Source organism: Metabacillus arenae (assembly GCF_014773385.1).
GTDB lineage: Bacteria > Bacillota > Bacilli > Bacillales > Bacillaceae > Metabacillus_D > Metabacillus_D arenae.
In genome coordinates, this window is record NZ_JACXAI010000001.1 from 61,568 (window position 1) to 83,347 (window position 21,780).

Genomic DNA, 21,780 nt, shown 5'->3' on the forward strand with positions numbered 1-21,780 from the left:
GTTTAAATAGAACCTTGTTTTATTTTATCCTTTTTTAAGATCAAAAAAAAGAAAAGGAAGCTTTATCCTCCCTTTTCTTATCGACAATATTATGAACCTTTGGTCTTATTCTTAAAAACAATTGCACTCCGTTCATATTCTATGTCCTTTGTATCCAATCGGAAATTAACAACACGGGCTGCAGCAAATAAATAATCTGAGAGACGATTGACATACTGAAGGACATGGGGATTAATTTCACCTTGTTTTTGTAAAGAAACTACACACCGTTCAGCTCTTCTCGCTACTGTCCTCGCAATGTGTAATGATGCAGCAGCAGGTGAGCCTCCAGGTAAAATAAATCGTTCTAATTCAGGTGCTTCGGAAGAATAGACATCGATTCGTTGTTCTAGAAATTTGACCATATCCGCTGTGGTTTTATAAGGTTTTGTTCTTTTTTGCGGCAAAACGGATAAATCACTGCCACAATCAAATAGTTCATGTTGAATTTTCTGAAGCTCAGCTTCAACATCTAGAAATTTTTCTCCATTCAAAAAGGTTAGCGATTGACCAATAAATGCATTGAGTTCATCGATTGTTCCGTAGGCTTCAACTCGTAAATCGTCCTTATCCACTCTTCCTCCGATAATACTTGTTTGTCCTTTATCTCCCGTTCTAGTGTATAAATTCATCAAAATCCCCCTTTGTCATTGGCTCTATCTAGAAGAATCCTACATTAACATTTTGAAGAGCCTTACTTTAATGAATCCGGCATGATGCCGCAAATCTGTTCCCTATGAAACAAGATTATTCGTCATTTTCATGCAATTTCTCTTGTTTCCTCGGTAGGAAAAAAGAAAAAGTTGTTCCCTCATTCAATTTACTATGAACTGTGATTGTCCCATGATGGGCTTCAACAATATTTTTAGCGATTCCAAGACCAAGACCTGTACCTGAGCTTCCATTTATTCTGGTCCTCGCCTTATCTGCTTTGTAAAAACGTTCGAAAACAAATGGCAGGTCTTCCTCCCTGATGCCGCATCCAGAATCCTGAACATCTATTTTCAAACCATTTTCCAGCTCATGTACGTTTAATTTTACCACGCCTCCATCATCTGTATGCCGAATTGCGTTATCAACTAAATTTGTTAAGACTTGCTCAATTTTATCAGGATCAAATGAAAAAACTTTATTTTCTATGTTGTTCTTATGTGTTATATCAATCTTTTTTTCCTTAGCTAGTCCTTGGAACTTCCTATTGATTTTTTCAATAAATTCCGGTACCACAACCTTTTCAACATTTAAGGAAATGTGGCCTGCTTCCATTCTGGCGAGATCCAATAAGTCATTCACTAATCTGCCCATACGCAATGATTCCTCATAGATGACTTGAGCAATTTCTTTCTTTTCTTCCTCAGTGCTTGCAATATCATCAACAATAGCTTCACTATAGCCTTGAAGCATTGCTATTGGAGTTCTTAGTTCATGACTTACATTAGCAATAAAATCTTTCCTCAGCTTATCAAGTCTGCGTTCTTCAGTCATATCGCGCAGAACCGCTACAACCCCGCGTACATATGACTGATTGTATAACGGACTCATTAATAAAACCCATGACCGTCCTTGGATTTTCAACTCAACGATTTGTTCTTTTTCTGTTGAAACAACCCGATGAAACAAGTCCTTCGCTTCAGGAGGAAGTTCATTTTCATCCTTCACCTGCATCTTTTGCTCAAAATACCACGCTTGTAAAAAGCGTTCAGCAGGCGGATTGGTAACGAGAATAGTCCCATCGATATTTATTGTAATGACTCCGTCAGCCATACTGCTTAAAATACTTGATAAATGTTCTTTTTCCTGACTTAAAGCGTTTATATTAAATTTCAATTGTTTCCCCATTTGATTAAATGCAATCGCTAATTCACCAATCTCATCTGTTGTTAAAATAGGAACTTTCGTATTAAATTTTCCCCGTGCTAATTCAAAAGCTACTTCTCTCATTTTTCGAAGCGGATAAGTAATCCTTGTAGAGAGGAAAAACGCAAAAATTGTGGTTAAAATGATTGCAATTCCTGCTGCCAATAAGATATATCTTGTTGTATGTTTAGTTGTCTCATTAACCGCAAGCAAAGATTGGGAAATGTAGACCGCACCTTGTTTTTCCTCAGTAATTTGATAAGGGACGCCAACAATTAAATATTCGTCAGTTAAATTGGTTGAAGAAAAGGTAGTTCGCTTGCTTACCTCTTCGTTCTCAGTTAACACTTCAAGTAAATCTTGATCAGATGTGATCGTCTCGATCGAAAGTGGTGGAGTGTTGGGAAATTTCTTTGGAGAAGACCAATACAAGCTTTCATCTTCGACAATAAGAATATTAGTTAATTCGTCAACTAATTCCCATGAGATTGAACGTGCCAGTTCTTTATCCTCATGTCTTTCCATAATGATGGACACTTTACTTGCAAGCTGGGTTAATTCTTTCTCAGCCACATCTACATGGTAATTTTCAATAAATTCGAGCAGTAATACCGTTAGTATAAATAAAACAAATGAAACTAAAAGTAAAATAGTAAACCAAAGTTTACCTACTACACTCTTCCAAAACATCATTCACTTGAGACCTCAAACTTATAACCTACTCCCCAAACTGTAACAATCATTTTTGCTGCTTCAGGCGAAACCTTGTTTAATTTTTCTCTTAGCCTTTTAACATGTGTATCTACAGTACGTAGATCCCCGAAAAACTCGTATTGCCAAACTTCTTTTAACAATTTTTCACGATCATACACTTTATCTGGGGTTTTTGCCAAGAAATACAGAAGCTCATACTCTTTTGGAGTAAGACTGACTTCTTTTCCATCAGCTGTGACTCGATGGGCATCATGATCTATTGTCAAATGCGAAAACCCAATTACGTCTTTTGAAGAAGGTTCTGTTTTTACAAAAGATGATGATGAAGACCTTCTTAATAACGCCTTTACTCGAAGGACAACTTCACGCGGGCTAAAAGGTTTTACAATGTAGTCATCTGTTCCAACCTCAAACCCTTGGACACGGTTGGTTTCCTCTCCCTTTGCTGTAAGCATAATAATCGGAGTAGTCTTCTTCTCCCTTAATTGCTTACATACTTCAATCCCATCTATTCCAGGCATCATTAAATCAAGAAGAATTAAATCATAATCATTTTGCAAAGCAAGCTCGAGAGCTTCATCTCCATTTTCTGCCTCTTCAATAAGAAAATTTTCACGCTCTAAATACATACGGAGCAAACGGCGAATTCTTGATTCATCATCTACTACAAGTATCTTCATTTCTTTATTTTCTTCCATGGCTTAAACCTCCTATACGTAATAGAAAAGCGGAAGCGCCTTGACCAGCCTAGGGCAAGCTTCACAGAAAGATGTTTTTCCTTTCTGCGAAGCTTGGATTGTGACCTCAGGCGGGCTAGGCGCTGCAGCTAGACAACACCAGCTCTCTTAAACGCATTAACACTTTAATCATTTTATACTTTTTTACACTATAAAAGAAAACCTTCACTGCAAACGAGTGAAGGCCTACAAACAAGCAGCTGTTTCATTTCATATTTAGTTATAAAGTTGTTTTTATAAAGGAATGATTCTTTAAATATAGGCAATCAAGGAAATCGCAAATTGCCTATAGTCTAACCTTATATTTCAGGGTACATATGTTATCTCCAATGGCGAAAGACATAACTGGAGTTAGCAGGCAATGTCTCGCATTATTAGGCATAAGAATGTAGACCTGCTATTACAAGGTTTACAAAAATAAAGTTAAACATAATAATCGCAAACCCAATGACTCCAAGCCAAGCTGATTTTTCACCATGCCACCCTTTCGAAAGTCGAAGGTGCAAATAGGCTGCATAGAATAACCATGTGATAAGGGCCCAAACTTCCTTAGGGTCCCACCCCCAAAAGCGGGTCCAGGCGATTTGTGCCCAAATCATTGCAAAAATTAATGCTCCGAGTGTAAAAATAGGAAACCCGATCGCTACTGACCGATAGCCGATTTCATCGACTAGATCTAAATTCACTTTTTTAGTTAACGGCTGCAGGGCAGCTGAAAGTCGTTTTCTCAATAATAATCTCGCTAACCAATATAAGAGAGTGCCAGCTAATGTTGACCATATAACGGTATTGAGCTTTCTGGCCGAAATAATAGCCGGCAGCTCGGCAAACGGCTCAAATTTCCCCTCTGTCACTAGCTCTCCTTCATTCGGGCCAACTAGAGCAGGTAAATGATATTCCATCTTTACTTGATTACCTTGCTTATCCACCCAATTAAAGACTGCCTCATAATCCATTATTCTAAAAATAGATGTCACCATGATAAACGCTATTGTCGTTACAACTACAAACATAACAAATTCAAGCCAAAATGTCTTTTTTGAACTCTTCGTTTGATCGACAGTTCGAATGAGATAGATTAAACCGGCAATAAAGCTAATGGAGAGGATTGCTTGTCCCAATGCAGCAGTTGTTACATGAATATAAAGCCAATTGCTTTGCAGGGCAGGTATTAAAGGAGAAATCTCCGTTGGAAACATACTTCCATAAGCTATTAGAAGCAAGGCAACCGGGAGAGTAAACAGTCCAATAATAGCTGTTTTATAGATTAAATAGATGATGATAAATCCAAAAACAAGCATCATTCCAAAAGCTGCCGCAAATTCAAACAAATTACTGACTGGCGCATGATTTGATGCGATCCAGCGAGTAATAAAGTATCCAAGCTGAGAAAGAAAGCCAATAACAGTTGTAATGAAGCCAAGCTTTCCCCATTTGCTCGGATTAGATGAGTCAGATCGTTTGTCCCGAATGGATCCTCCGAATATAAAAGTTGATATTAAATAAAAGAAAAATGCTACATACAATAAATTACTGCTTAAAGCTGCCACTGTTTTCCCTCCTAACTACCCGATTTGTCCTCTGCCTCTTTTTGGTCAACCGGCTGCATGATCGATGTATCTGCTACAATTTGATTCATTTCATTTTTTAGTCCATACCAGTTTTTATTAGTATGTCCAGCTAACAGAATGTTTCTACCTTTGGATTGCAGCCAAATGCGGCGATGATTCCAATACATCCCTTGGATGACTCCAATCATAAAAATCGCTCCGCCAATTCCGATTACCCACAGGGTCTTATCCTTGCGAACAGTTAATGCTGTAAGGTTTTTCGTTTCTACACCTTCAAATTTCATCTTATATTGATTATCTTCGTTTGCTTCAATCGTTTTTTGAATAGCTACAAAGCTAGTTTCACCTTTCGGCTTATCAGGTGTAATCATATTGAATACAAAAGCCGGATTGTTAGGTAAGTTGGTTTTCGTATCAGGCTTTCCTTGGCTGTTAAAATAAAAATCAGGCATGTAACTGGATATCTCTACTTTATAGCCATTTCCTAAATCATAGCTTTTCTTTGGTTCAAGCAAATCGATTGTCAGTTCTCCAAAGCTCTCCTCTGTCTCTTTGTCTATCAAACTGAATGTCATTTTGTTCAATTCGTTCAATTTATAACTTTGTTGATAAAGAGCATAATCCTCATGCTTTAATGGTTGGTTTACTTTAATTGCCTTGTTTTTCACTTCTGTTAATTGGGGTTCTGAACCATGGACGATTTCCCCAGACCGTTCATATAATACTGCATTAGTCTGGAAGTTTTTCACAACAGTTCCTTCCCCTACACGTGTAATCGCTTCATCAAATACATCATCTGAGTTTTCTTTGTTGTATACATCCATAATAAATTGTTCACTTTTTAAATAATACTGTCCCCCAGTGCCAGGGATAACAGCTGTCTCCCCTTCTCGAACCCACATGATCTCATCAACATACATTCCTGGCACAAATCGAAGCATGGCCCCAAAGAGAAAGATAATAAGTCCAATGTGGTTTACATAAGGTCCCCACCTTGAAAATCTGCCTTTTTCTGCAAGCAGATTCCCATTTTCCTCACGAATGGTATACCTTTTTGTCTTTAGCCTTTCTTTGATAAGATCTATATCTGCTGAAGATTCTCCTATTGTTTCACTAAACAATCTTTGCCTGTGCATAAAAGTTTCATGTCTTGTGACACCCTGATTTTTCAGGGCGCGATAAAGAGGAATAACCCGGTCCAAACTGCAGATAACTAATGAGATTCCTATTGAAGCGATCAAAATCATAAACCACCAGGAACCATATAAGTTATGAAAACCAAGCTGGTAATATAATTGACCGAGAACCCCATACTCATCCTTATAAAATTGCTCAGGTGTTACTGTCTGAGGTATGTACATTTCTTGAGGAAAAATAGTTCCGACTGCTGAGGCAATAAGGGTAACGACGATTAACCATATTCCAACCTTTACTGATGAAAAGAAATTCCAAATTTTATCTATAACCGTTTTATTGTAGGTTTGTGACCGTCTTGCACTGCCATCATAACGCATATCAAGTAGTTTTTTCTGATTCGATTCATTATTTTCTCCAACTGACTTTCCGCATGATTCACATATAATGGTTCCAATTGGATTGATGTGCCCGCAATCACACTTTACTTCCTTCATGCTGAAAACTCCCCATTTAAGGTTTAATTAATTCCATATAATCCCTTATTGTCCGTTCAGTCATCGAGCCAGTAATCACTTTAATAACTTCCCCGTTTTTATTAATTAAGAAGGTTGTCGGGAGGGGTTTCACTCCGTAGGCATTTAAAACCTGCCTGTCCTTGTCCATTACGACTGGAAAATTCAATTGGTACTGTTCCATAAAATTTGAAACAGCAAGATTTGATTCTCCAACATTTACAGCCAATATTTCCACACCTTGATTTTTATAGTGGTCATATTGACGTGCCATATAAGGCATCTCCCGTTTACATGGTTCACACCAGGTTCCCCAAAAATTCAAGAAAACTCCTTTTCCTTTTAAATCTGATAATTGATGTTTTTCCCCATCTAAATCAGTCAGCACAAAATCAGGTGCTTTACTGCCTTCTTTCACCTTTTCTTTATTTGTAAAAAAGTTCGTATATAAGGTGTATCCCAGGGCAGCAATTAAAACCAACAAGATGATGGTGCGAATGAGCAATCTTCTTTTTTTCATACAAACTCCCCTATCAATAAAGCCTTAAGCTCCCTTGACATATAAATTCATCATACCGCTCCTATGCTGTGTCAAACCCGTCTTGAGTCCTTTTGGAAGTTTTACCTGTCATAATATGATCGTCAGATGCAAAGGAGCTTAAATATAATAGCAAATTAAATGCATTCGTTTTCATTATAGCACTATAAAAACAAATGATTTCTTGATATTTTGAAGGTTATGTGAAATTTAGAAAGCGTTTTTTCCATGTTCAGCCAATGCTCTTAATTGCTTTACTTCATGCGGTGATAATTCTCTTGCGTCTCCAGGCTGAAGACCATGAAGATTTAATAAGGCATATTGCTCCCTCTTTAGCTTTATAACGGGATGGCCAATTGCCTCAAACATTCTCCTAACTTGCCGGTTTCTGCCCTCATGAATTGTTAACTCTACGATACAGGTTTGTTTCTTCTTGTCTAATGATTGCAGCTTTACCTTTGCTGGTGCTGTTTTCCCATCGTCTAATTGAATCCCTCTTTCAAGCTTTTTCAATGATTCTCTCGCAGGAATTCCCTTAAGTTTAGCGACATATGTTTTATGTATTTCGTATTTAGGATGCATTAATGAGTTGGCAAACTCCCCATCATTTGTCAGCAATAGGAGACCTGATGTATCATAATCCAGTCTTCCAACAGGATAGATTCGTTGTTTAATTTCCGGAAAAAAGTCTGTGACCACTTTTCTCCCTTTGTCATCTTTAACCGCTGAAATGACACCTCTTGGTTTATATAATAAGAAATAAACAGGCATTTCTCTTTCAACTGGGATCCCATTCACTTCAATTTTGTCATTTTGAGAGACTTTTGTACCAAGTTCTTTTACTATCTTGCCATTTACTCTTACTTTTCCTTCCGTGATAAATTCCTCTGCTTTTCGGCGAGAAGCTACACCTGCATGTGCTATTACTTTTTGCAATCGTTCCATGTCTTTCACCTCTTCATCATCTTACTTCTTTCGACGAGTTCATACAACTTACTTAGAGTTATCATCGTTTTTTATCAATGCTTTATCTAAAGAATGGCTGCTTTTGAAGTATAAAAAACTTTCAAATAAAGGGAATCAATTATCACTGAATATCTCGAGCCTCTTAATTGCAGCAAAGTTAACGAAAATTATAAAAGCGCCTTTTTTCAGGCGCTATGTGCATCATACCATATTTTTTTGTTTCTACCTACAATGCAATTAACTTAAGGGAGGTAATACGATTAAAATTTTACTGAAACAATAAAGTAACAATAACAATGGATGCAATAATACCAACAAGATCGGCAAGAAGACCGACCTTAAGGGCATCCCCCATTTTCTTTATCCCAACCGCCCCAAAGTAAACAGTCAAAACATAAAGAGTTGTATCAGTACTCCCTTGCATAACAGATGCCAATCTCCCTATAAAGGAGTCCGGTCCATAACTTGCAACTAAATCTGTTGTCATTCCAAGAGCCGCAGTTCCCGAAATAGGCCGAATGAAAGCAAGCGGAAAAACCTCGGGAGGAAAACCAATCAATGTTAAAGCTGGTGTTAATAGGCCCATGAAATATTCCAATGCTCCAGAAGCCCGGAAAACAGTGATCGCAACAAGCATTCCAACTAAAAAGGGCAGGATGGAGAAGGATATTTGAATTCCCTCTTTTCCTCCTTCAACAAAGGCTTCATATGTCGAAACTTTTTTGAAGGTTGCATATAACAGGATAAATATAATCATCACAGGAATTAACCATAATGAGATTAGACTGATAATGGCCATGTTCTCACCCTTTATTCTTTCTTCGCCGGTAGAAATAGCGGTCTATGAATATAGCTCCCACTGCTGATAAGATGGTTGCTAACAAAGTCGGGCCAACAATTTCAGTAGGTGATGCAGAATGATAAGTCATTCTTACAGCAATAACTGTTGTGGGTATCAAGGTAATACTTGAAGTATTTATGGCTAAAAAAGTAATCATCGAACGACTTGCTTCTGCTTTATTTCCATTCAACTTTTTCATCTGTTCCATTGCTTTAATTCCAAGCGGTGTAGCTGCGTTTCCTAATCCGAATAAGTTCGCCATCATATTCGATAAAATATATCCCATCGCCGGGTGGTTTGGAGGTATTTCCGGAAAGAGTCTTTGCACAAATGGTCTAAAAAGGGCAGACAATTTTTCAAGCAGTCCCGCTTTTTCTGCAATTTTCATTATCCCAAGCCAAAAGACTAAAACACTTATTAGCCCAAATGAAATCGTTACAGCATCCTGGGCCCCTTTAAAGACAGCCTCATTTACTTGTGCCATCGTTCCATTGAACATCGCAAATACAACCCCAACAACGGTAAGTAACACCCAAATAATATTAACCATTGCTCACAGATCCAGTTGTGGACCAAAGAACCTTCTTAAAGGTATCCCAGAAGCTGGTTTCCGGGCTTCTTGTTTTATCATTATCAAAGTATATAGGGACCTCCATGATTCGTTCATCTTCTAATAGAACAGACATGCTGCCTACAATGCCAGGAACTTCTTCGGGTTTTTTCCACTTTTTTTTCGGCTCAATCAAATCAATTTGAATGTGAAGCTGCTGCTTTTCCTCTTTGGTTAAAGGATAATTTAAATCTCTGTTAATAAAAACTTTATGATCATAAAAAGGGTTATCTATTCCCTGTACCCATCCTTTTTCTTTAATTCTAATTTGATCATAATCGTTAAAAGCTGTTTCAAATAGGTTCATATGATCATTCCAATCATCTGGAGCATCTATTGTTACGGCTATCAAATTAAGGCTTTCTTTATTTGCAGTTGAAACCAACGTTCTTTTGGCACGTTTTGTATATCCTGTTTTCCCACCTGTTGAATATTCATAAAGCCCTGTTAACAGTTTATTTTTATTTCTCCATACCCTGTCCCACTTTTCATTTGGATTAGGGGCTTTATGAATTTTCGTCCCCGCAACCTTTTTATATTCTTTCAAGCTCATTGCATATTTTGTTAATATTGCCATGTCATAAGCTGTGGAATAATGATTTTCATGATCGTCGAGGCCATGGGGATTTGCAAATTCTGTGTTTAACATCCCTATTTGTTCGGCTTTTTGATTCATTAAATAGACAAACCCTTCTAAGCTTCCGCCAACATGCTCGGCAATGGCCACAGCAGCATCATTACCTGACCGGAGCATTAAACCATATACAAGATCCTCAAGAAGAATCTTTTCCCCTTCATGTAAATAAATCGAGGACCCTTCTGCTTGTGTTGCCTTGCTTGAGACTCTCACTTTTTCTTCTAGTTTCCCGGATTCAATCGCCAGGACTGCAGTCATGATTTTCGTGATACTGGCAATCCTGCGTTTTGTATGCTCATCTTTAGCAAATAATACTCTTCCAGTCTCTTGCTCTATTAAAATAGCGCTTTTAGCGCTGACTCCAACAGCTTTCACATGATTAGGCAAATAAGATAATAAAAGTGATGAAATTAATAGCAGAAAAAACCACCTTCTCCATAGCTGCACTAAGCTCACGTCCCTTATATGTTTTGTACAAGTTTATGCGCTTGTACACTCGTTATGAATGAAAAAATTATATATGGGCAAGAAAAGAGTATGCCGCCTGGCCGGCAAAGACGTCAAGTCCTTATGCCTGCCTACACTAGGACGTTCTGTCCGCCTGCGCTGGACATCGATGACAACTTTAATACGTTAACACTTTAATCATCTTTAACTTTCTGAAACGATAAAAAAAACGACCAAATTGGTCGTTTTTTGGGTTATTTAGATTGAATCATTTTCGTACGGTAATCTGTTTCATAAAATTCAAGCTCTTCCCGGATTATTTGGAATTCACTTTCAAGTGTCGCCATTAACTTTTTTAACGACAGAGGGGTACCTGCTCTAAACTTGATCGCATTTTTTCCAGTATAAGCAGATCGGCTGTCTTCATACCAAACATCATGCTTTGGATTAAAGAATTCCTCTACACAAGTATGGTAAATACGATAAAGTGTTTTTTCTGCTGCTGGCTTTCGGAAAGGAGTACTTTGTAAAATCATTTGACAAGCTTCATACCCTTCTTCACAGTACACAGTTAAGCGGCGTAGATTGCTAAGAAGCTCTTTATAATACTTTTCTTCTCCAGTTTCCTCTGTTTGCAGAGAAGATATTGTTATTTCATTTAAGTATTCAGATAAATATATTACTGCTTTGTTTAAAAAATCTCCTACCTGTATTGTTTGAGATCTTACCATATCATTACCCATTTAAATAATAGACACCCTTTCTTTCAACAAAAGCTCTATTTTTCTTTTAAACTTTATGATTTAATAACATCTTTACTTCTTTCAGATTCATTTCAGTTACATAGGCTAAAAATTCGTCATAATCATTTATGTACAAACGCTTGCGAGTTGTAAATTTTCCATTATTCGCTAATATTGTTAATGCAAATAAATCTTTAAAAGTCCCTTTTTCAGAAAAGTCCTCAATAATAGATTTCTGAAAATCAGGTTTTTCTTCGATTAATTTTTCTTCAAAGTAGCGTAAATATAAAACTGAAAATGTCTTTAATACTTGCTTTTCTTCATAAGTTACCTGTGAAAGATTAAAGAACTCCTCAGGTGAATTAGAACGTTCTTTTACCAGTTCAATCCCTTGGTAATGTTTAACAATCACCAAACCACGCTCCTAGAATCCTTGAAAAGGGATAAAGTCGTTTTTCACTTGTCTTTTCTAAGAGGTTGCTGCTAATAACATAAAAGAGGCCTTTAAATAAGGGCAATCGATATCGATTACTTCAGTTTCACCTCACATTTGTTCAAGAAGAAACTCGAACTCCCGAAATGCTATGCTAATAGTTTGTAAAAAAGCTCTTTCTTCCTAAGGAGAAAAGAACTTAATTACTGATATTTTATCATAAATAAGGCATATTTGCTTGAAGTATTTCATTTCCTCGATCGTTTCACCCGAATTTTTCAAAAAAAAGATCTGCATCTTCTTGAAGATTATCGTCGATCTCTTTGTCCAATAGGGGCGGCAGCTCGCATATAGATTTAAGTCCGAAATGTTCAAGAAATTCCTTTGTGGTCCCGTATAATATTGCACGACCTGTTCCTTCTGCACGACCAACCTCTTTTATCAGCACTTTTGAGACAAGAGTTTGGATTGGTCTTTCTGTCTTTACACCGCGAATTTCTTCAATTTCTGTTCTTGTTATCGGCTGCTTATACGCTACAATAGCTAACGTTTCAAGTGCTGCCTGAGATAGTGAGTTATTCACAGGGGTTTCGACTAATTTTTTTAAGTAGTCGGCATGTTCTTTTTTTGTTGTCAGTTGGTATACGTTTGCTACCTCTATTAACTCAATACCCCGCTCACTTCTTTTATACTCTTGCTTTAGATCACGGAGTATTTGCTCGATATGCTCTTCATTGAGTTCTAATACTGATATGAGCTGCTTCATGGATAGACCTTCATCTCCAGCAGCGAAAAGCAGTGATTCAGTGATCGCCATCCATTCAATTATTTTCATGTTCCTGCTCACTCCCTTTGATGAAAAGGTCGCCAAAGTTATTTTCCTGCTCAATCACAATAGCATTAATTTTTAGTAACTCAAGGATAGCAAGAAAAGTTACGACCAAATATTCCTTCTGGCTGCTCGGAAACAACTCATAAAAATTCTTTTTTGTACGAGTGGTTTTTAAGTTATTAACAATTTCTTCCATTCTTTTTTCGATGGGAATTTCTTGTCTTGAAATTCTAGTTTGTATAGGCTTTTGCAGCTTTTTCCTGTTTAGTACCTTCTGAAAAGCCCCGAGCATATCATAAATGGAGACATTAAGTGTTTGATTGTCTGATTGCTTATCAGTCGCATAATGGCTCAAATCACTTGGAGGCTTTGTGTACACAAGTGCCCGTTCTCCCTCTCGATCTCTAAGAGATTCTGCAGCTTCCTTGTACTTGCGGTATTCAATTAGTTTTCTCATTAGTTCGTCACGGGGATCTTCTTCAGGTTCCTCCATAAACTCGTCATCAAATAATTCTTCTTCTTGCTTTGGTAATAACATTTTGCTTTTAATAGACAATAACGTTGCTGCCATGACTAAATATTCTGAAGCAACATCAAGCTCCAATTCTTGCATTGTATGGATATATATTAAATATTGCTCTGTTATTTCAGATACTGGTATATCGTAAATATCAATTTCCAACCGATTTATTAAATGCAGCAATAGATCTAACGGACCTTCAAATGCAGCAATTTTCACATGATATTCCAAGCTAATCCCACCATTATTAAACGAAAACGTTATGTTCTTATATTTTTTATATTATCGTACTTTTTCACTTTTTTAGCTACCCTTTAGTATAGAACATAAAATGTTTATGTCCAATGATTTTTTGATGATCGACATTACAGCATACCTTGTTTAATTAAAAATTTAGGAATCCGGGACAGACGCCCATACACCTATTCAAAATACACATATTATACAATTGTAGAAATACATGAAGGAGGTTTTTAGGAATGGGAGATAAAGGTTACAATTACGGAAGCGGATTTGCGTTAATCGTCGTATTATTTATTTTGTTGATAATCGTTGGAGCTGCTTGGTTATATTAAAATATTTGAAGTGCTCAGGTCTTGAGCACTTCTTTCATTTTTTAAGACCCTATATATATGATACACTGAAGAAAACTGCAGTTTGAGAGGAGAAGATTAGGTGTTTGATCAAGCATACATAGATTACCTCATTCACTTTCATGCAGACCGTGATTATTTTGAATGCCATGAAGTGCTAGAGGAGCATTGGAAAGAGGATCCTCCTGGTAAAAGAAAAGCCTACTGGGTAGGAATGATCCAAATTGCAGTTTCATTATATCATCAAAGACGCAATAATTTCACAGGTGCGGAAAGAATGATGGAGAGTGCCTTACATATATTGCAGGCAAAACGAGAGGAAATCCGTTTATTAGGACTAGATGACCATGAATTGATCCAGATTTTATCTAAACGATTAAAATCAATACAAAAAAACGAACCTTATGAAAGCATTCATTTACCTATAAATAATAGGGAGCTGATGAACGTTTGTGTGGAGAAAGCAAAGGATAAAAATCTAACTTGGGGAGCAGTCAGTGATTTAACAGACTCCTTTTTAGTCCATAAACATAAGCTTAGAGACAGGAAGGATGTTATAGCAGAGCGAAAAAAAATGAGTATTCTAAAGAATAAAAGCAGAGGGAAGTGAATTTCCCCTCTGCTTTTTTCAATTAAAGGACATAAAATTAATATTAACGGGCTTAAATTCGTTGGTCGGTTTCTTGTTACAGCACCGTGCATTCAAAGTGGCAGCTCAAGGTTTTTCCGCTTTTCTTTAGTCCCGCCCAAGCCTAGCCCAATTTTTAATATGAAGGCGTCTTTCACTCACCTTGACCTCATTATAGCGTATCCGCTTTTCAATTTTTCTTGATTTTAAGCTAGATCGCAATGTGTTAAAAAACCCTCTGTATGTTCATTTGCTACAAGTGTTTTATCTTTATATATTCCTTTTAAAGCATTGACCATCTGCTTTCCTACACCTTGATGACGGTGAGAGGGATTTACAGTAATATGTTGGATTGCAACAGTTGTATCATCCACTTTTCGAACTCCGATTGCTCCAATAAAGTCTTCTTCTACTTTCCATAAAAACAATTGCAGGGTGTCATCAGACTCGTAGCTTTTCATTGTTTGCAGCAATTGTTTTAAGTCTTTTTCAGTTGGCATAAATGAAAGAAGCCCCATTGCAATTTTTTCAAAACTTTTTTTATAGCGAATTAACATAGTTACCCCTCATTAGCGAAATAGCCTTCCGAATAGCGAAAGCAAAATAAAATAGTTGAACGAATATGTGGTTAACTGTTAGCAGATGAAAAACCACTCCTCAAAACATTATAAACACAATTTGAGTGATTTTAAACCATTTTCGCCAAATTAGTCAAAGCTTTTGACTAAATTCGCCATTTCAATCGCTGAAATAGCAGCATCCCACCCTTTATTGCCAGCTTTTGTACCAGCTCGTTCGACTGCTTGTTCAATCGTCTCAGTTGTGACGAGTCCAAAAATAACAGGAACTCCAGATGTTAATGAGGCTTGCGAAATCCCTTTAGCTGTTTCATTACAAACATAGTCATAATGTGTTGTAGACCCACGGATGACCGTACCTAATGTAATAACCGCGTCATACTTTTTAGAATCTGCCATTTTCTTTGCAGCAAATGGAATTTCAAAAGCACCGGGAACCCAGCAAACTTCAATGTCAGCTTCATCAACACCGTGCCTAATTAATCCGTCCTCTGCTCCTCCGAGGAGTTTGCTTGTTATGAACTCATTAAATCTTGAAACAACGATTCCTACTTTAAGTCCTGTCCCAACTAAATGTCCTGCATATGTTTTCATTATTAATGCCTCCGTTTTTTCGTATAAATTTGATATGAGTAGGTTTAGAAATGCAGCATGTGTCCTAATTTATTCATTTTTGTTTTTAAATACATTTCATTATCTTTTTTTGCTTCCATTTGAAGCGGGACCCTTTTTTCAATTTCTAAGCCATAGCCTTCAAGTCCTGCTATTTTTCTTGGATTATTCGTTAGTAAATTCATTTTCGAAATGCCTAGATCTCTCAATATTTGAGCTCCAATTCCATAGTCTCTCAGGTCAGGGGCAAATCCTAGCTCTTCATTAGCTTCTACTGTATCTAGTCCTTGTTCTTGCAATTTATAGGCCTTCATTTTATTAAGCAAGCCGATGCCTCGTCCTTCCTGACGCATATAAAGGAGAACCCCGTTACCTGCTTGTTCGATCTGTGAAAGTGCAGCATGCAGCTGGGGTCCACAATCGCACCGCTTAGAACCGAATACATCTCCTGTTAAACATTCAGAGTGAACTCTAACAAGAGTGGCTTCATCCTGTTTGATCTCCCCTTTTACTAAAGCAACATGTTCCTTCCCATCTATTGCATTTGAGTACCCAATGGCACGGAACGTACCAAAATCAGTAGGAAGGTTAATTTCGACTTCTTTTTTCACCAATTTATCTCTTCTATTACGATAATGGATTAAATCTTTAATTGTAATAAGCTTTAGATTATGTTCTTTTGCAAATACAACCAAATCTGGAACTCTAGCCATTTCTCCGTCTTCTTTAATCATTTCGCAAATTACACCAGCAGGCTCTGAACCGCATAGCTTTGCTAAATCTACAGCAGCTTCCGTATGACCTGATCTTCTTAAAACGCCCCCTTCCTTGGCTATCAGCGGGAAGATATGACCAGGACGTTTAAAGTCAGAAGGTTTACTTGTTTCATTTAAAATCGCTCGAATGGTTTCTGAACGCTCAAATGCACTGATCCCTGTAGTTGTTGTTTTATAATCCACACTAACAGTGAAGGCTGTTCCATGCGGGTCGGTGTTTTGGTCAACCATTGGGTTTAATGCCAGCTTTTCAGCGTACTCTTCTGTGATCGGTACACAGACAAGCCCTCTCCCATGCTTAATCATAAAATTGATTACTTCAGGAGTTGCTTTGTCAGCAAGAGCAATTAGATCACCTTCGTTTTCACGATCCTCATCATCGACGGCGATGACTACTTTTCCAGCCTTTAAATCCACCAACGCTTCTTCTATAGAATGAAACATATAAAAAACCTCCTTTTCAAAAGCCATTTTGTTTTAAAAAGTCTTCTGTTAGTGTACTTTCATTTGTATCATTAGTCGCGGTAACAAATTTTTTTATATACTTGCCAATCATGTCACATTCTATATTGACAATATCTCCAATTCCTTTTATACCTAATACCGTTTCTGAATGAGTATGAGGGATAATCGAGATGGTTACTTTATTCTTCTCTAAACCAAAAATAGTTAAACTTATTCCATCAACAGCAATGGAGCCCTTCATAATAAGAGAGCTTGTTAGCTCATCGGAAAGTTCCAAAGTATAATAAACTGCGTTGGCCTTTTGTTCTTTTTTTATAATCTTGGAAATTCCATCAACATGACCTGATACAAAATGACCGCCAAATCTTCCGTTAGCAGACATAGCCCTTTCAAGATTGACTAGGGATGCTTTAGCCAATGATTGAAGAGAAGTGGATTTCATCGTTTCAGGCATAACATCTACAGTAAAGGTGTCTTTTTTGAAAGAGGTGACTGTCAAACATACTCCATTTACTGAAATACTATCCCCAAGCTTTACATCTTCTAGGATATTTTTTGCCTTTATTTCCAATATCATGGCTTCAGATGTTGATTTGATAGAAGTAATGCGACCTATTTCTTCAATAATTCCTGTAAACACTATATCACCTTCATTCTTTTGGAACTGCGATTATTTTGATATCTTCACCTATTTGGGAAACAGATTTTATTGTTAGGTTGGGGACTTCTTTCATCGATTGAAAACCTTGACCGGAGATAATAGTGGGAGCATCTTTCCCTCCGATTAGTTTAGGGGCAAAATAAAAAACGACTTCATTAAATGCTTTTGCAGCTAAAAAACTGCTGTGGACAGTCGAGCCGCCCTCTACAAAAACCGAACTGATTCCTTGTTCTCCTAAAAACTTTAAAATATTAGGGATCCTGATGGTTTCTTCGTCAGATTCAATAACACGAACCCCTTTTTCTCTGATTTTTGCTGATTTTTCCTTACCAGCTGCTTTTGTCGTAAAAATCCACGTCTCTGCAGCTTGATCATTCAAAATTTTGGAATTTTCAGGAGTTTTCAGATAGGAATCAAGAATGATTCTGATTGGCTGCTTTTTAGGGCTTTCAAGCCTGCAGGTTAAGCTGGGATCATCCATTAAAACGGTTTGAACACCTACTAAAATGGCATCATGCTGCTCGCGATAGTGGTGAACGTCTATCCTTGCTTCTTCACCAGTAATCCATTTGCTATCACCTGTTTTTGTAGCGGTCTTTCCATCCAAGCTTGAAGCAGCCTTTAAAGTAACAAAAGGTCTATTTGTTTTAACATAATGAAAAAAAATCTTATTTAACTTTTTTGCCTCTTGTTCTAATACACCTAAAGATACTTCAATTCCACTGTCTTCCATGATCCTGATACCATTTCCTGCCACAAGAGGATTTGGGTCAACTGCAGCTACAACACAGCGCTTAATTCCAGCATTGATCAGGAGCTCAGCACAAGGCGGGGTACGTCCATAATGACTGCAAGGTTCTAATGTTACATAAATTGTTGCGTTTCTTGCTTTTTCACCTGCCATCTTTATGGCATGTACCTCAGCATGGGGTTCCCCTGCTTTTAAGTGGGCGCCCATCCCTACAATTTGGCCATCTTTTACAACAACTGCTCCAACCATCGGATTTGGGCTCGTTTGTCCAGAAGCCTGCTCCGCCAAGTGAACAGCCATTCTCATATACTGATCATCTCTCATTTTCCAACCCCCTCTCTTTCTAAAATTACACTAAAAATGCCCCGGTAAAGAATACCGGGGCATGGAGATTGTGTAAATTTTTACCATAGCAAAATAAGAGTACCTATTTACTATTTTCAGAATGGTTTTTTTCTATGAGATTGATGCTGTTTATACATAAAAAGACGATGAAATAAAGGCAATCGGTGAATCGCCGATGACTCTAGTCTCACATCTGACCTCTCACTTCAAGAAACAAAACCGTTCAAATAATGCATGGAAATGATATTAACGAAAACAGCATTCTGAAAATAAGACTCATTTGCTATTGATCCTTCTCCCATCCAGACTTTCACTGTCGGCCCCGGAATCTCACCAGATCCACCGTTTAAAAAAACGGGTCACGGACTAAGAAACGTTTTACGCTTCATCACCGCCGGTCGGGAGTTTCACCCAGCCCCGAAGGATTCTTATCGATATTTTATTGTCCTTTGATGTCCCAAATTGTCAAAAGTGCTTTATAATTGCGGTTTAGGTCGGCGTATTCTATTAGCAGGTATCCTTTAATTATCTTGAAAAAACTCAGGTTGTTATTAGATTTCCTACCAAAAACCTACCAAGCACTTACCGGAATTTTCACTTTTGATTGAAAAGAATATTACCATTGAAAATAAAAAAAAGCAAGGAATTAAAATCCTCGTTTCCCACCAAACCAAGTATTGTTTATCATCTTATTAGGAAAAGTCAATGCCCAACAATTTATTTCCCTTAATTTTTTCTATTCGTCACTCCTACAGTATTTCTTCTGCTTTTTCTCGGTGATGATCAGATTTATAACTATTGAACCTTTTAACTACTAAAATAAGTAGAGATGAATTAGATTCCATAAAAGTTATTGATGATTTTTGCAAAGTTTTTAAATTGTGAAGTTGAAGATGTCATAGTACATATTAAAGATGCAAACAACGAACTCACTAAAAAATGATCAATGGTTTTTTAATATTCATTTGCTTTTCCAAATATTATCTGTTATTCTGAAGTAGAATTATTTTTGTTCGGTCTGTAAGGAAAGAATAAGTGTTTAAACTTTTCGCCTTTGATATCTACTTGAGCAAGGATAGTAATAAATCGTGGTATACCCACACAGGAGGCAACAAACATGCAACAAGGTACAGTAAAATGGTTTAACGCAGAAAAAGGTTTCGGATTCATCGAAGTTGAAGGTGGAGACGATGTATTCGTACATTTCTCAGCTATCCAAGGCGAAGGCTTTAAATCTTTAGATGAAGGCCAAAAAGTGACTTTTGACACTGAGCAAGGTCAACGTGGACTTCAAGCAGTTAACGTAAACAAAGCATAATTAATGAGGACTCTATACTAGAGTCCTTTTTTATTTGGATAAAAAGAAAAAACGACATAAAAATCCCCACTCAAGAATGAATGGGGGAGGTAACATGAAAAAAGGTATTAAATGGTTAGATAAAGCATACCACACAATTTGTAGAATACCTAATAAATTAAAGACATATCTTTTAACTTATTTCAAACAATTTGAAAAAAGCAAGGTGTCTTTACCTACCTGGAATGAGCCCAAGACGAGAATAGAACGAATTAAGCGGAGTTTTGATGTGAGAAAAGCTGTATGATCCTATTACTCTCTTACGAGCCAGGTCACGGAATTTGGTGTCGAGTCCTGACACATATATTAAAAAACACCTGGCAATATGATTAACCAGGTGTCAAGCACTTTATTCAGCTTCAAATACTTTAACTTCTTTCATTGTATCGCCATTTTTCATTTTTAGAGCAGCATCCAAATTGTTTGTCACTTTGCCAAACACAGTATGAACTCCGTTTAAATGAGGCTGCGGCTCATGAACGATGAAGAATTGGCTGCCGCCTGTGTCTTTTCCAGCATGAGCCATTGACAAGGATCCAGCTTCATGTTTATGAGGATTACCTTCTGTCTCACATTTAATTGTATAACCAGGCCCGCCGGCACCTGTTCCCGTCGGATCGCCTCCTTGAGATACAAATCCAGGAATCACACGATGGAAGGTTACACCGTCATAAAAACCCTCGTTGGCCAATTTTTCAAAATTTTCCACTGTTCCTGGTGCTTCATTTGGATATAATTCAAATTCAATTTTTTCTCCATTTTCCATTAAGAAATAGCCTTTTTTAGACATATGTACATCTCCTCCTAGTTTCAACAGGCTAACAAAACATCTGGGTAAGGATGTCATGCTATAACTCCTTCTAATATTATATAGGAAAGCTTTAAAAAAACAAAAGAATTAGTGCTAGTTCCTAACTAAAGGAAGGGTACAGCAGCGAAATGAGCCGCCTGATTTAATAATCTCTGATATATCAACCTCAATTATCTCATACCCTAAAGACCGAAGCTTTTTGTTAACTTCCTTGTTTTGCGGCAAGCTGATGATCTTTTTATCTCCAATCGACAATGTATTTGTACCCAATGTAAATTGTTCTTCCTCTGAAACTTCAATCAACTTGTATCGGCTCGAAAGTATATCAATGTCATCCTTCGTTAAAGCAGGTGAATAGATTAGAGCTTCCTCTGAAGAAATTGGATTGAACACACAATCCAAATGCAGAATGTTTGATGCTAATGGTAATGAAATGATTTCATAGTCAGGTAGTATATGCTGCAAATGTGAGGTTACACCTTCTTCGGTTCTATCACTTACTCCTACATAAACTGTGTTTTGATCAACGATTACATCCCCTCCCTCTACACTATGTTCTTTTAAATTGAAATAAGGGATTTGCTGCTCGTCCAGCCAATTGATTAGTATTTTCTCTTCTCCTTGCCTCAGCTTCATCCCCATTTGTGATACAAACAGTTTTTCCCCAATTGTAAACCCGATATCCCTTGTAAAAACTTGTTCTGGATATCGTTCTATAGGGGGAAGTAAAATTGTTTCTATATTTCGCATACGAAGCTCGCCTAAAAATCGGTGATGTTGCTTTTGGGCTAATTTAGTATTAATGTTATCTTTTTTATATCTCCGCTGTGTTTCATTAATAATTTCACTGATTCTCATATATTTAGGTTCACATAAGATTACTTTATGTAAAGGGAAATACTCGCTTTGACAATTAACCTTCGTTTCATTATTAATACTCATTTCCATATTCATTCTCCTCTGATCAGTTAGGCTTATTGAAATTTTGCCACAAAAACGTTGTTTCTAAACTTCATTTTAATAGCAAGAAGCTATATAATTGAAACCAATTTTATTCTATTACGTCTAA

24 protein-coding genes and 1 riboswitch are annotated in these 21,780 nt (G+C 37.1%); of the genes, 3 read left to right on the forward strand and 21 right to left on the reverse strand.

The annotated features are described in order from the left end of the window. Positions 1-89: 89 nt before the first annotated feature. The 14 genes from IC621_RS00305 to IC621_RS00370 form a co-directional block, all read right to left on the reverse strand. Positions 90-671, reverse strand: coding sequence for a cob(I)yrinic acid a,c-diamide adenosyltransferase (locus IC621_RS00305; protein ID WP_191154621.1), 582 nt, complete (start codon positions 669-671; stop codon positions 90-92). A gap of 115 nt (positions 672-786) precedes the next feature. Further along, complete coding sequence (locus IC621_RS00310) at positions 787-2,589, reverse strand: ATP-binding protein (RefSeq protein ID WP_224752227.1); 1,803 nt, start codon at positions 2,587-2,589, stop codon at positions 787-789. Further along, positions 2,586-3,308: a response regulator transcription factor gene (locus IC621_RS00315; RefSeq protein WP_191154622.1), complete on the reverse strand. Its 723-nt coding sequence runs from the start codon at positions 3,306-3,308 to the stop codon at positions 2,586-2,588. The genes IC621_RS00310 and IC621_RS00315 overlap by 4 nt, the downstream gene beginning before the upstream one ends. 413 nt (positions 3,309-3,721) lie before the next feature. Then, entirely contained in the window at positions 3,722-4,897 is a 1,176-nt protein-coding gene (gene ccsB, locus IC621_RS00320; RefSeq protein ID WP_191154623.1) for a c-type cytochrome biogenesis protein CcsB, read from the reverse strand. Positions 4,898-4,908: 11 nt separating this feature from the next. Next, positions 4,909-6,549 carry a cytochrome c biogenesis protein ResB gene (gene resB / locus IC621_RS00325; protein ID WP_191154624.1) on the reverse strand — a complete coding sequence of 547 codons (1,641 nt, stop codon included), beginning with the start codon at positions 6,547-6,549 and terminating at the stop codon, positions 4,909-4,911. 16 nt (positions 6,550-6,565) lie between these two features. Further along, positions 6,566-7,087: a thiol-disulfide oxidoreductase ResA gene (resA, locus tag IC621_RS00330; RefSeq protein WP_191154626.1), complete on the reverse strand. Its 522-nt coding sequence runs from the start codon at positions 7,085-7,087 to the stop codon at positions 6,566-6,568. Between the two features lie 228 nt (positions 7,088-7,315). Continuing rightward, positions 7,316-8,050 carry a 23S rRNA pseudouridine(2605) synthase RluB gene (gene rluB, locus IC621_RS00335; protein ID WP_191154628.1) on the reverse strand — a complete coding sequence of 245 codons (735 nt, stop codon included), beginning with the start codon at positions 8,048-8,050 and terminating at the stop codon, positions 7,316-7,318. 289 nt (positions 8,051-8,339) lie between these two features. Continuing rightward, entirely contained in the window at positions 8,340-8,870 is a 531-nt protein-coding gene (locus IC621_RS00340) for a spore maturation protein (protein ID WP_191154630.1), read from the reverse strand. Positions 8,871-8,874: 4 nt separating this feature from the next. Next, complete coding sequence (locus tag IC621_RS00345; protein WP_191154632.1) at positions 8,875-9,462, reverse strand: nucleoside recognition domain-containing protein; 588 nt, start codon at positions 9,460-9,462, stop codon at positions 8,875-8,877. Then, positions 9,455-10,606, reverse strand: coding sequence for a D-alanyl-D-alanine carboxypeptidase family protein (locus IC621_RS00350; RefSeq protein WP_191154634.1), 1,152 nt, complete (start codon positions 10,604-10,606; stop codon positions 9,455-9,457). The genes IC621_RS00345 and IC621_RS00350 overlap by 8 nt, the downstream gene beginning before the upstream one ends. Positions 10,607-10,860: 254 nt before the next feature. Further along, positions 10,861-11,349: a YpuI family protein gene (locus IC621_RS00355; RefSeq protein ID WP_191154636.1), complete on the reverse strand. Its 489-nt coding sequence runs from the start codon at positions 11,347-11,349 to the stop codon at positions 10,861-10,863. Positions 11,350-11,395: 46 nt separating this feature from the next. Then, complete coding sequence (locus IC621_RS00360; protein ID WP_191154638.1) at positions 11,396-11,761, reverse strand: hypothetical protein; 366 nt, start codon at positions 11,759-11,761, stop codon at positions 11,396-11,398. Positions 11,762-12,047: 286 nt separating this feature from the next. After that, entirely contained in the window at positions 12,048-12,617 is a 570-nt protein-coding gene (gene scpB, locus IC621_RS00365; RefSeq protein WP_191154640.1) for an SMC-Scp complex subunit ScpB, read from the reverse strand. Then, complete coding sequence (locus IC621_RS00370; protein ID WP_191154642.1) at positions 12,604-13,365, reverse strand: segregation/condensation protein A; 762 nt, start codon at positions 13,363-13,365, stop codon at positions 12,604-12,606. Before IC621_RS00370 ends, scpB begins: the two co-directional genes overlap by 14 nt. Before the next feature lie 248 nt (positions 13,366-13,613). On the opposite strand from IC621_RS00370, the gene IC621_RS00375 reads away from it, so the two are divergent. Next, the gene (locus IC621_RS00375; protein WP_191154644.1) at positions 13,614-13,709 is read left to right on the forward strand and encodes a YjcZ family sporulation protein; all 96 of its coding nucleotides are present in this window, start codon (positions 13,614-13,616) and stop codon (positions 13,707-13,709) included. Between the two features lie 100 nt (positions 13,710-13,809). Beyond that, on the forward strand, positions 13,810-14,337 hold the full coding sequence (locus IC621_RS00380; RefSeq protein WP_191154646.1) for a DUF309 domain-containing protein: 528 nt from the start codon (positions 13,810-13,812) through the stop codon (positions 14,335-14,337). 224 nt (positions 14,338-14,561) lie between these two features. On the opposite strand, the gene IC621_RS00385 is transcribed toward IC621_RS00380, so the two are convergent. The 5 genes from IC621_RS00385 to ribD form a co-directional block, all read right to left on the reverse strand. Further along, on the reverse strand, positions 14,562-14,912 hold the full coding sequence (locus IC621_RS00385; RefSeq protein WP_191154648.1) for a GNAT family N-acetyltransferase: 351 nt from the start codon (positions 14,910-14,912) through the stop codon (positions 14,562-14,564). Between the two features lie 150 nt (positions 14,913-15,062). Beyond that, positions 15,063-15,527, reverse strand: a complete 465-nt coding sequence (gene ribH / locus IC621_RS00390; protein WP_191154650.1) for a 6,7-dimethyl-8-ribityllumazine synthase — start codon at positions 15,525-15,527, stop codon at positions 15,063-15,065. Between the two features lie 44 nt (positions 15,528-15,571). Then, positions 15,572-16,765, reverse strand: a complete 1,194-nt coding sequence (locus tag IC621_RS00395) for a bifunctional 3,4-dihydroxy-2-butanone-4-phosphate synthase/GTP cyclohydrolase II (protein ID WP_191154651.1) — start codon at positions 16,763-16,765, stop codon at positions 15,572-15,574. 16 nt (positions 16,766-16,781) lie between these two features. After that, positions 16,782-17,426, reverse strand: coding sequence for a riboflavin synthase (gene ribE / locus IC621_RS00400; protein ID WP_191154652.1), 645 nt, complete (start codon positions 17,424-17,426; stop codon positions 16,782-16,784). 10 nt (positions 17,427-17,436) lie between these two features. Next, positions 17,437-18,522 (reverse strand): bifunctional diaminohydroxyphosphoribosylaminopyrimidine deaminase/5-amino-6-(5-phosphoribosylamino)uracil reductase RibD, encoded by a 1,086-nt coding sequence (gene ribD / locus IC621_RS00405; protein WP_191154653.1) that lies wholly within the window; start codon positions 18,520-18,522, stop codon positions 17,437-17,439. 307 nt (positions 18,523-18,829) lie between these two features. Continuing rightward, positions 18,830-18,972: riboswitch (FMN riboswitch) on the reverse strand. Between the two features lie 688 nt (positions 18,973-19,660). On the opposite strand from ribD, the gene IC621_RS00410 reads away from it, so the two are divergent. Further along, positions 19,661-19,861, forward strand: a complete 201-nt coding sequence (locus tag IC621_RS00410) for a cold-shock protein (protein WP_071310659.1) — start codon at positions 19,661-19,663, stop codon at positions 19,859-19,861. 388 nt (positions 19,862-20,249) lie between these two features. Here IC621_RS00410 and IC621_RS00415 read toward each other — a convergent pair whose 3' ends face one another. Both IC621_RS00415 and IC621_RS00420 read right to left on the reverse strand, forming a co-directional pair. Further along, entirely contained in the window at positions 20,250-20,690 is a 441-nt protein-coding gene (locus tag IC621_RS00415; protein WP_191154654.1) for a peptidylprolyl isomerase, read from the reverse strand. A gap of 114 nt (positions 20,691-20,804) precedes the next feature. After that, a complete protein-coding gene (locus tag IC621_RS00420) occupies positions 20,805-21,659 on the reverse strand; it encodes a dimethylarginine dimethylaminohydrolase family protein (protein WP_191154655.1) in 855 nt (284 codons plus the stop codon). Between the last annotated feature and the right edge of the window lie 121 nt (positions 21,660-21,780).